The following is a 10517-nucleotide window of genomic DNA, read 5'->3' on the forward strand; positions in this document are numbered from 1 at the left end:
GTTCGTGCTGAGCCCTTCGACTAAGCTCAGGAGAGCCTTGTCGAAGCACACGCCGCCTTTCGACAGGCGAACGGAAACTTAATACTTCACAAGGCCGAATCAATAGAGAGCCTATAGAAACGACAGCGCTTACGCCCCATGGCATGAGAAAACTTGGGGACAAAAACGACAAACCGAGGTTAACCCCATTTTCACAACCTATGTTGGTATCTTAAAAATAACGGTGGTTTTTTAGCAGGGTTGCAATTCGTGGGGTTTTTTATCAACCTGCTATGTCTCTAATGTAAAATAAAGCATTGAATGCAAATCAATCCTAAAGGTTAACTTAGCAAGGAACATACTGCTGATGAAGATGAGGGACAACAAAGAAGCGACAAAAAAATTTCATTGGCTAGTAGGGTTGGCAATTGTCTTGCTGATTGCGGCGGCCTATCTTCTCAGAAATGCCGGTGGTGGCGAACCGGAAAAAATGGGCCATAACAATTCACTCAAACTCACTGATCCGGCTATCGCAGTGGCCGCAATCGCAGCGACTCGAGGGGACTTTCCAGTGTACCTGACGGGTTTGGGTACAGTCACACCATTACGTACCGTCACCGTCAGGTCCCGGGTTGATGGGGAACTGGTCCATATCGCATTCAAGGAAGGGCAAATGGTCAAAGAAGGCGATCTTTTGGCACAAATCGACCCGCGTGCTTTCCAGGTACAGCTTATGCAAGCGGAAGGCCAATTGCTGCGCGATGAAGCGCTGTTACAAAATGCCAAGGTTGACCTTGTCCGCTACAAAACCCTATTGAATCAAGACTCCATAGCGGCGCAGCAAGCTATTACACAGGAATGGCTAGTAAAGCAATACCAAGGCACAGTGGAAATGGACCGCGGCCTGGTAGCCAATGCCAAGCTTCAGGTCAGTTATTCCAGAATCAACTCACCCATCACAGGGCGTATAGGCATAAGGTTAGTTGACCAGGGCAATATTGTCCACGCTGCCGATACCGGTGGGCTTGCCGTCATCACACAAATTCAACCTATTGCCGTGATATTTACGCTACCCGAAGACACTGTCCCGGCTGTGATGGAACAGTTTCGTTTAGGCAATACCCTAACCATTGAAGCGTATGACCGTAGCGGCAAAAACAAGCTTGCCAATGGGCAACTTTGGGCAGTGGACAACCAGATCGACACGACCACGGGCACTGTTAAGCTGAAAGGCCAGTTTGCCAATGAAGACCTGGCGTTGTTTTCAAACCAATTTGTTAATATCAAGATGCACATGGATACCTTGAAAGACATAACGGTCATACCGACTGCCGCCATTCAAAGGGGAGTCATAGGTACTTTCGTTTATGTCGTGAATGACGGCCAAACGGTCAATGTACGGCCCGTAAAGTTAGGGCCGACCGAAAACGAAAAGGTAGCCGTGCTAAATGGCCTTCAACCCAAAGAACGCGTCGTGGTGGATGGCGCCGACAAGCTGCGGGATAATATGAAGGTCAAACTGGTCACTGCCGATGCAGGCATTAGCGCTGAACCAATCTCCCCTCTTCCAGATATAGGACACCACCGAGGCAACGGCCCTAAAGGCGAAAACCGCGAGTAACCCTTGACAATACTCAGATGCCCCTAGCTTTGGTAAATACGTTCCAGCCATGAATCCTTCACGCATCTTCATATTACGTCCGGTCGCCACATCATTGTTGATGCTGGCATTGCTGCTGGTCGGGATAGTGGCTTACCGGGAATTGCCTATTTCGGCTTTGCCACAAGTTGATTATCCAACTATCCAGGTAGCTACCCTTTATCCAGGCGCTAGCCAGGAAGTCATGACCTCGTTGGTCACCGCACCGCTGGAGCGGCAACTCGGCCAGTTGCCCGGTTTAAACCAGATGTCTTCTACCAGTTCAGGCGGCGCGTCGGTCATAACCTTGCAATTTAACCTGAACTTGAGCCTCGATATTGCCGAACAAGAAGTGCAAGCGGCCATCAATGCCGCCACCAATTACCTACCGACCGACCTGCCGATGCCGCCGATCTACAGCAAGATCAACCCCGCCGATGCGCCGATCCTGACGCTCGCCGTCAGTTCGAAGACGCTCGCCTTGCCCAAAGTCGAGGACTTGGTGGAAACCCGTTTGGCGCAAAAGCTTTCGCAATTGTCAGGTGTCGGGCTTGTCACCATCAGCGGAGGGCAACGACCGGCAGTCCGCATCCGCGCCAATCCCTCTGCGCTGGCCGCTTACGGCTTAAGCCTGGAAGACCTGCGCACGGCGATAGCCAGTGCTAATGTCAATCAGCCCAAGGGCACATTCGATGGCCCGACCCGGTCAGCCATTATCGACGCCAATGACCAGATCCGGTCGGCGGCAGAATACGGGGCACTGGTTATCGCTTACCGTAATAGCCGGCCTGTACACTTATCGGATGTTGCCGATGCCAAGGATGACGCAGAAAACATAAGATTGGCGGCCTGGGCTAATAGATCGTCGGCGATTATCGTCAATGTTCAACGTCAGCCGGGCACGAATATTATTGAGGTTGTCGACAGGATTCAGCATCTTTTACCCCAATTGCAAGAGGGCTTGCCAGCCGACCTGAGCGTTGTGTTGATGACAGACCGCACGACCACCATTCGTGCCTCTGTGCGTGATGTCCAAATTGAGCTTTTGTTCGCGCTGGCGCTTGTGGTGCTGGTCATTTTCCTCTTCTTACGGAATGCATTTGCGACCGCCATTCCCGCCATTGTTGTCCCATTGTCGCTAATAGGCACTTTTGGGGTGATGTACCTGGCTGGTTTCAGCATCAATAACCTGACCCTCATGGCGCTTACCATTGCCACCGGCTTCGTGGTAGACGATGCCATCGTCGTGATCGAAAACATAAGCCGCTACATCGAACAAGGGGAATCACCCCATAATGCAGCCCTCAAGGGTTCCGAACAAATTGCCTTCACAATTATTTCGCTGACTTTTTCGCTGGTCGCCGTCCTGATCCCCTTATTGTTTATGGGAGACGTGGTCGGACGGCTATTCCGCGAATTTGCCATTACGCTGGCAGTGGCTATCCTTATTTCCGCTTTCATTTCCCTGACCCTCACGCCCATGATGTGCGCAAAAATGTTACGTCCGGCTTCCGAAGGACGAAAGGGCAAGTTTTATTTAGCCAGCGGAAGGTTTTTCGAAAGGGTCACCTCTGGCTATGCCAAGATACTGGATTGGGTCCTAGAACATCAGGGGATAACATTGCTGGTGGCGCTCACAACCCTGGCATTTACCGTGCTGCTGTTTATCCTCGTACCCAGGGGATTCTTTCCGATCCAGGACACAGGGGTAATCCAAGGCATTTCCGAGGCACCGCAGTCCATTTCCTTTGCCGCCATGTCCGGACGCCAACAAGCCTTGATCAAAGTTATCCGAGAAGATCCGGCGGTCGAAAGCGTTTCTTCCTTTATCGGCGTAGATGGCGCGAATCCGACGTTGAATGCCGGGCGATTGACGATCAACCTGAAACCGCTGGCTGAACGCGGGATCAAAGTCATGGACGTTATCCAACGGCTGAAAGCCAACCTGGATCAAGTAGAAGGTATTACCTTATACATGCAGCCTGTGCAAGACCTCACCATTGAAAATCGTGTTAGCCGAAACCAGTACCAGTTTACTTTGGATTCGGCCAACCGTGAGGAGCTAAGCCATTGGACGGCGCTGCTTGTTGAACAACTTGCCAAGCAACCGCAATTTTCAGATGTCGCCAGCGACCTTCAGGATCGGGGCTTACAAGCGTTTGTGGCTATCGACCGAAGCACGGCAAGCCGTCTAGGCGTAAGCATTGCCGCTATAGATAATGCCCTGTATGACGCTTTTGGGCAGCGGCTGGTTTCCACAATTTTTACCCAGTCCAACCAATACCGTGTCGTACTCGAAGTGAAGCCCGAATATCGACAAGGGCTGGAGGATTTGAAAGCTCTTCGGATTGCCTCCACGAATGGGACACAAGTGCCGCTATCGGCGATTGCCACAGTGTCGGAACAATCGGCCCCCCTTATCACCAATCATCTGGCACAGTTCCCTGCCGCCACCGTTTCTTTTAACCTAACCCCAGGCGCTTTTCTTGGTGAAGCGATAGAGGCCATCGAAACAGCCAAGCGCGAAATAGGGCTGCCCCTCAGTGTACAGGCCAATTATCAGGGAACCCTGTTGGCTTTTAGCTCATCGCTAACGAACACACTTTGGTTGATACTTGCAGCCATCATTACCGTGTACATCGTGTTAGGTGTGCTCTATGAGAGCTATATACACCCGGTCACGATCCTTTCGACCTTGCCCTCTGCGGCGGTCGGCGCGCTGCTTGCACTTATGTTGTCGGGTAACGATTTGGGGATTATCTCCATCATTGGCATTATTTTGCTCATCGGTATCGTCAAGAAAAACGCCATCATGATGATAGATTTCGCCCTTGATGCACAACGCAGGGAAGGCAAATCGGCACGTGAAGCCATTTATCAAGCCTGTCTCCTGCGCTTTCGGCCAATTATGATGACGACAATGGCCGCATTGCTAAGCGCCCTTCCATTGATGATAGGCACCGGTGTAGGGTCGGAACTGCGCCACCCTTTAGGGATAACGATGGTAGGCGGGTTGATCCTGAGCCAAATGCTGACGCTGTTCACTACGCCAGTGATTTACTTGGCTTTTGACAGGTTGAAAATGCGCCTCTCGGGTTCCCAAAATGCAGGTAATTCTAACCTTCTTGATCCTGGCGAGAATTCGCGATGAGCCTATCCGCTTATTGTGTCTACCGCCCGGTGGCGACTACACTGCTTACATTGGCGGTTACACTGGCTGGCTTGATCGCCTTCTTCCAGTTGCCGATCGCACCGTTGCCGCAAGTCGATTTCCCTACCATTTCGGTACAAGCTTCGTTGCCAGGGGCTAGCCCTGAAACGATGGGCACTTCAGTGGCTACCCCGTTGGAACGTGCACTTGGTCATATCGCCGGCATCACAGAAATAACGTCTTCGAGTTCGGTTGGAACGACGGGTATCACCTTGCAGTTTGACCTTGACCGTGACATCGATGGTGCCGCACGGGACGTGCAGGCGGCGATCAATGCGGCGAACAACCTGCTGCCTACCAATATGCCCAGTCGTCCCAGTTACCGTAAGGTTAACCCGGCTGACTCGCCGATTATGATCCTGGCCTTAACGTCGGAAACCATGACCAAAGGCCAGTTGTACGACGCGGCTTCGACAGTACTGGCCCAAAAAATATCTCAAATCCAAGGGATCGGACAGGTGACTGTCGGCGGTAGCTCGTTGCCTGCGGTCAGGATTGAACTGAATCCCGACGCTCTCGCCAAGTATGGGATCGGGTTTGAAGATGTCCGCAATGCCATTGCCGCCACCAATGTCAACCGCCCTAAAGGTTCACTGGAAGACGCATCGCATAATTGGCTGATTTACGCCAATGACCAGGCCAAAGCCGCAAGCGATTATATGCCGCTTATCATAACTTATCGCAACGGCGCTACCGTCCGTCTCTCCGATCTCGGCAAAGCCATCGAATCCGTTGAAGATTTGCGGACCTCTGGGCTTAAGGACGGCAAAACGTCGGTTTTGTTGGTCATTAGTAAACAATCCGGTGCCAATATCATCGAAACTGTCGATAAAATAAAAGTGCTTTTCCCCCAACTGCAAGCCTCAATCCCGCGTGCAATCGACCTTTCCGTGGTGCTGGACAGGTCCATCACCATCCGTGCGTCATTGCGCGAAGTGGAACACAGCCTTTTGCTTGCTGTCGTCCTGGTGATTCTGGTGGTGTTCCTGTTCTTGCGTAACCTGCGCTCTTCAATGATTCCTATCATCACCGTGCCGGTGTCCCTCATCGGGACTTTCGGCGTCATGTATTTATGCGGTTATAGCCTGGATAACCTTTCTTTGATGGCTCTCACCATCGCCACAGGTTTTGTTGTGGATGATGCAATTGTTGTATTGGAAAATACATCGCGTTATATCGAACAAGGCGTTCCGCCGAGGGAAGCGGCTGTAAAGGGTTCGGGCGAAGTGGGTTTTACGGTGCTCACCATGAGCCTCTCCCTCATTGCCGTGTTCATTCCCATTTTACTGATGGGCGGGATAGTTGGGCGACTTTTCCAGGAATTTGCGGTCACGCTGTCTGCAGCCGTATTGGTTTCGCTAGTGGTTTCCCTTACCACCACGCCGATGCTTTGCGCCCTTTGGCTGAAGCCTGAACAAAACCAGCCGCACGGACGACTTTATTTTTCGAGCGAACAACTGTTCAAACGCTGGATCGGCGGCTACGGGCGCTCCTTGCACTGGGCATTACGGCACGGGCCACTGATTATGCTGATCCTATTATGCACAATACTATTGAATATTTACCTTTATATCATCGTACCTAAAGGTTTCTTTCCCGTTCAGGATACGGGCAGGCTATCGGGGACTATTCAAGCAGACCAAAGTATTTCATCGCAGGCTATGCGAAAAAAACTGGCTGACTTTGTCGATATTGTGCACCAAGACCCTGAAATCGTCACGGTTATCGGATTTACGGGCGGACAGCGGGACAGCAATAGCGGGACAATGTTCGCCACCCTCAAACCGTTGGAAGAACGCAGACTCAATGTCAATCAGTTGATGGCACGCCTGCGCGGTAAACTTGAGAACGAGCCGGGGGCAAGATTGATATTGCAGTCCCCACAGGATCTCCGCATTGGCGCACGCGGATCCTCTGCCATGTTCGAATACGCCTTACAAGCCGATCATCTGCCGGAGCTTAGGACTTGGATACCCCTAATCGTTAAAGCCCTGTCACAGCGGCCCGAATTGGCGGATGTCAATACCAACCAGCAGGATAAAGGCCAACAAATCGCCCTGCAGATAGACCGCAGCTCGGCGGCGCGGCTGGGGGTAAATCAATCGTTGATCGATGCGACACTGAACAATGCTTTCGGGCAAAGGCAGGTCTCCGTCATCTACAACCCGCTCAATCAATACCATGTCATCATGGAAGTCGCCCCTGAATACTCACAAGACCCTGAAATCCTGAAAAACATCTATGTGAGTGTGCCGTCCGGCATCCAATCTTCGTCTAGCCCGCAAATACCCTTATCTGCGATTGCCAGTTATGGGCCAACTAACACGCCTTTGTCGGTCAACCATCAAAGCCAATTTCCCACCGGCACTATCTCATTTAACCTTAAAGCTGACGCTTCGCTGTCAATGGCAACCCAAGTGATAACTGAAACGATGCAGGATCTGCGCGTTCCCGCGTCAATACGCGGCAGCTTTCAGGGTACGGCCAAGGCCTTTCAGCAATCCTTGAAAAATCAGCCCTGGTTGATCCTTGCCGCTTTGGTCTCAATTTATATTGTCCTTGGGATTTTATACGAGAGTTACATCCATCCGCTGACTATCCTTTCTACCTTGCCATCGGCTGGTGTCGGTGCAATCCTGGCGCTCATGGCGTTTCAAACCGAATTCAGCATCATTGCCATGATCGGGGTGATTTTGTTGGTTGGCATCGTAAAAAAGAACGCCATCATGATGATAGATTTTGCAGTCCATGCCGAGCGAACCCTCAGCATAAGCCCTGATGAAGCGATAGTCGATGCATGTATGATGCGGTTTCGGCCCATTATGATGACGACGTTTGCGGCCTTGCTGACTGCCTTACCGCTGGCATTCGGAACCGGTTACGGGGCAGAATTGCGCCGGCCACTAGGTATGGCTATCGTCGGCGGGTTGTTGTTTAGCCAAGTGCTTACGCTGTACACGACCCCTATCATTTATCTTTACCTGGATCGCTTTCAAACGTGGTGCGGCAATGCGTTCCACAGTAGTTCACGACCATTTTCAACCTGATAAATGCGGTGTGTTCACGGTGCTACGATTAATATTTTGTAAATTATTTATGATAACCCATTTATTAAGGTTGCTGAGTTTAGCTTACCCTTTGATACTGACTGCTTGTACGGTAGGGCCGGATTACCGTCGCCCGACCGTCATAACCACGACACATTTCAAAGAACTTAAGGGCTGGAAACAGGCACAACCGCTAGATCACGCTATTCCTGAAAAATGGTGGCAGGTTTTTAAGGACCCTTATCTGGATAAATTGGAAGAACAAGTCACTATTTCTAACCAGTCTATCGCCCAAGCCGAGGCACAATACCGAAACTCCCAATCCCTCGTGCAGGCGGCAATAGCGGCATATTTTCCCACGGCCAATGGGACAGCGACCGCTAACCGTTTTCGCGCGGCGACTGGCCAAAGCGTCGCAGTAAGCGGTATCCGAAACCTGTTTGCGGCAGGACTCAGCGCAACATGGGAGCCTGATATATGGGGCAGTGTACGAAGGCAGGTCGAAGCCAGTGAAGCTGGCGCCCAAGCCAGCGCTGCCACGTTACAAGCTTTGCGTTTATCAACGCAGTCAACATTGGCGCAAGACTACTTTCAACTGCGTGCGCTGGATGCCCAGGTCAAGCTCCTGAATGGTACTGTCGAAACTTATGAAAAAACCCTTAAGATCACACAAAACCGCTATGCCGTCGGGGTTGCCGCTAAGTCGGATGTTGTCCAGGCTGAAGTGCAGCTTGAATCCGCACGGGTTCAAGCCATCAACATTGGCGTGCAGCGGTCGCAATTTGAACATGCGATTGCGGTTTTGATGGGCAAAACGCCTGCCGAAATCTCAATCCTACCCGCTCCGCTAAGCCTACAACCCCCACCGATTCCGGTCAGTATCCCGTCGCAACTTTTAGAACGGCGCCCTGATGTCGCGACCGCTGAACGCCAAGTCGCTGCCGCCAATGCCCAGATAGGCGTGGCCAAAGCCGCCTATTTTCCTACTTTGAGCCTTTCTGCCAGTAAAGGTACCCAATCCAGTTCCTTATCAAGTTTATTGGCTACCGGCGCACGCTATTGGGCGCTCGGGCCGGCGGCTTTAGCAATACCCCTATTTGATGGTGGCACACGTGGCGCAGAAATGCAGCAAGCCATAGATACTTTTGATGCAAGCGTAGCGGCCTATCGCCAAGCGGTTTTGGTCAGTTTTCAAGATGTGGAAGACAATCTGGCCGCATTGCGCATCCTGGAACAGGAACTGGAAATCCAAAACAAAGTGATAGACGCGGCACAAAAGGCAGTTTTATTGACCACCAACCAATACAAGGCAGGGACTGTCAGCTACCTTAATGTGATGATCGCCCAAGCGTCCGCGCTCTCGAATGAGAATACGGCAGTTAATCTCCAGGGGCAGCGCTTGGTCGCTTGCGTGCTTCTTATTAAAGCGCTAGGCGGTGGCTGGGATGTATCATACCTGCCCAACCAGGATGAGGCAGGCGGAAAAGTTAAGTGGTCGCAATTTTTGCCTATTCCAGTGAATTGATGCCGCTAAACGGCAGCCAGGCCTCCTGCCTCAAATTTTTACCCACAGTCAATTAATTCACGCTGATGATTCATACTAAAGAAGGTTTACATTATTGATACATAGGCTGATAAGGCCACCCCCCAGGCCTCAACGTCCGTCTACGATTGGCGTCAGCCTCTTCTTGTGCCTTAATCCTGCGCTGTTCAAGTTCTAATTCTTGTTGTCGAGCCAACTCATCTTGCCGCTGTTTTTCCGCTTTTGCATTTTCAGCGTCATAAGCGGCCTCCCCTTCGTCTTCGGATTTTCGTAGTGCCTTCGCCTTTTCTATTTCCTGCCGTGTCATTTCTTTTATTTTTAGCTGACCCACAGCGGTTTCATTTATTGAACAAGGCGTTGGCTTATAGACAATTTCCCCAGTGGATGACCTACATTTGAACACTTCAGCATTGGCAGAGAGTGCCTGCAAGATCAAAAAGATAAGAATTAGCTTCAACATTCTCATAGTCTTCTCGCCTTAATTTAAGGGCATTGCTAATTATTTTATTGCCCGGCTTTTCGGTCAGTCCGACAGGGGCTTTTGAACCCGGGTCAACGTCAAATCCCAGCTTGGCCTTCACATCGCCAATAAGTTTAAGCGCATCTTCCTTAGCGTGATTTTTCCCTGATCGCTAGCTTTGGAAACTCCATTTTCGATGTCGCCAAGTACGTCCGGGGTAACTGGATATTCAGCAATCCAGCCATTTTTGGGTTCAACACCCAGCCCGCTCAACAGTGCTTCCGCCTTTGCCTCGTCCGTTACCACCGGGCCAAGCTTTAATGACTCGGCGAGTTGCTCGGCGAAAACGCCCTCAGGGACCAGCGCTTGATCTATCGATGGTGAATTGGTACCGGGTTGGATCGTCGCGGTCGTTGGGGACGGTGCGCCGCCACCCTCATCTTGACTACGGGATGCCGTTGAAAACAGGCACAGGACGATGAGCAAAACACTTGATATGCGAAATGAATGAGACTTACAGGGATGTGCGAACATGTTATACCAATCCCAATAAGTATTAATATTATGAACATAGGGTTATAATCATAATTTAAAGTAAAGACTAAATATGGGAGGCAATGATCGCACGACCAAGACAA

6 protein-coding genes are annotated in these 10517 nt (G+C 51.1%); 4 read left to right on the forward strand and 2 right to left on the reverse strand.

Going from position 1 to position 10517, the window contains the following annotated elements; genetic code table 11:
- Nucleotides 1-346: 346 nt before the first annotated feature.
- Genes MGMO_RS03370 through MGMO_RS03385 form a run of 4 tightly spaced genes read left to right on the forward strand, consistent with a single transcriptional unit; the run spans nucleotide 347 to nucleotide 9401 of the window.
- A complete protein-coding gene (locus tag MGMO_RS03370; protein WP_023493622.1) occupies nucleotides 347-1600 on the forward strand; it encodes an MdtA/MuxA family multidrug efflux RND transporter periplasmic adaptor subunit in 1254 nt (417 codons plus the stop codon).
- 49 nt (nucleotides 1601-1649) lie between these two features.
- Nucleotides 1650-4769, forward strand: a complete 3120-nt coding sequence (locus MGMO_RS03375) for an MdtB/MuxB family multidrug efflux RND transporter permease subunit (RefSeq protein ID WP_023493623.1) — start codon at nucleotides 1650-1652, stop codon at nucleotides 4767-4769.
- A complete protein-coding gene (locus MGMO_RS03380; RefSeq protein WP_023493624.1) occupies nucleotides 4766-7876 on the forward strand; it encodes a multidrug efflux RND transporter permease subunit in 3111 nt (1036 codons plus the stop codon). Before MGMO_RS03375 ends, MGMO_RS03380 begins: the two co-directional genes overlap by 4 nt.
- Before the next feature lie 49 nt (nucleotides 7877-7925).
- Nucleotides 7926-9401 carry an efflux transporter outer membrane subunit gene (locus MGMO_RS03385; RefSeq protein ID WP_036306710.1) on the forward strand — a complete coding sequence of 492 codons (1476 nt, stop codon included), beginning with the start codon at nucleotides 7926-7928 and terminating at the stop codon, nucleotides 9399-9401.
- A gap of 91 nt (nucleotides 9402-9492) precedes the next feature.
- Here the strand turns inward: MGMO_RS03385 and MGMO_RS03390 are convergent, their stop codons facing one another.
- Both MGMO_RS03390 and MGMO_RS03395 read right to left on the reverse strand, forming a co-directional pair.
- A complete protein-coding gene (locus MGMO_RS03390) occupies nucleotides 9493-9879 on the reverse strand; it encodes a hypothetical protein (RefSeq protein ID WP_152976284.1) in 387 nt (128 codons plus the stop codon).
- Nucleotides 9880-9996: 117 nt separating this feature from the next.
- The gene (locus MGMO_RS03395; RefSeq protein WP_023493627.1) at nucleotides 9997-10413 is read right to left on the reverse strand and encodes a hypothetical protein; all 417 of its coding nucleotides are present in this window, start codon (nucleotides 10411-10413) and stop codon (nucleotides 9997-9999) included.
- Nucleotides 10414-10517 lie beyond the last annotated feature (104 nt).

Origin of the sequence: Methyloglobulus morosus KoM1 (assembly GCF_000496735.2) — a bacterium.
GTDB classification, from domain to species: Bacteria; Pseudomonadota; Gammaproteobacteria; order Methylococcales; family Methylomonadaceae; genus Methyloglobulus; species Methyloglobulus morosus.

Coding starts and splice junctions, on each gene's coding strand:
- MGMO_RS03370 (WP_023493622.1), top strand. CDS start 347: ATGAAGATGAGGGACAACAAAGAAGCGACAAAAAAATTTCATTGGCTA.
- MGMO_RS03375 (WP_023493623.1), top strand. CDS start 1,650: ATGAATCCTTCACGCATCTTCATATTACGTCCGGTCGCCACATCATTG.
- MGMO_RS03380 (WP_023493624.1), top strand. CDS start 4,766: ATGAGCCTATCCGCTTATTGTGTCTACCGCCCGGTGGCGACTACACTG.
- MGMO_RS03385 (WP_036306710.1), top strand. CDS start 7,926: ATGATAACCCATTTATTAAGGTTGCTGAGTTTAGCTTACCCTTTGATA.
- MGMO_RS03390 (WP_152976284.1), bottom strand. CDS start 9,879: ATGTTGAAGCTAATTCTTATCTTTTTGATCTTGCAGGCACTCTCTGCC.
- MGMO_RS03395 (WP_023493627.1), bottom strand. CDS start 10,413: ATGTTCGCACATCCCTGTAAGTCTCATTCATTTCGCATATCAAGTGTT.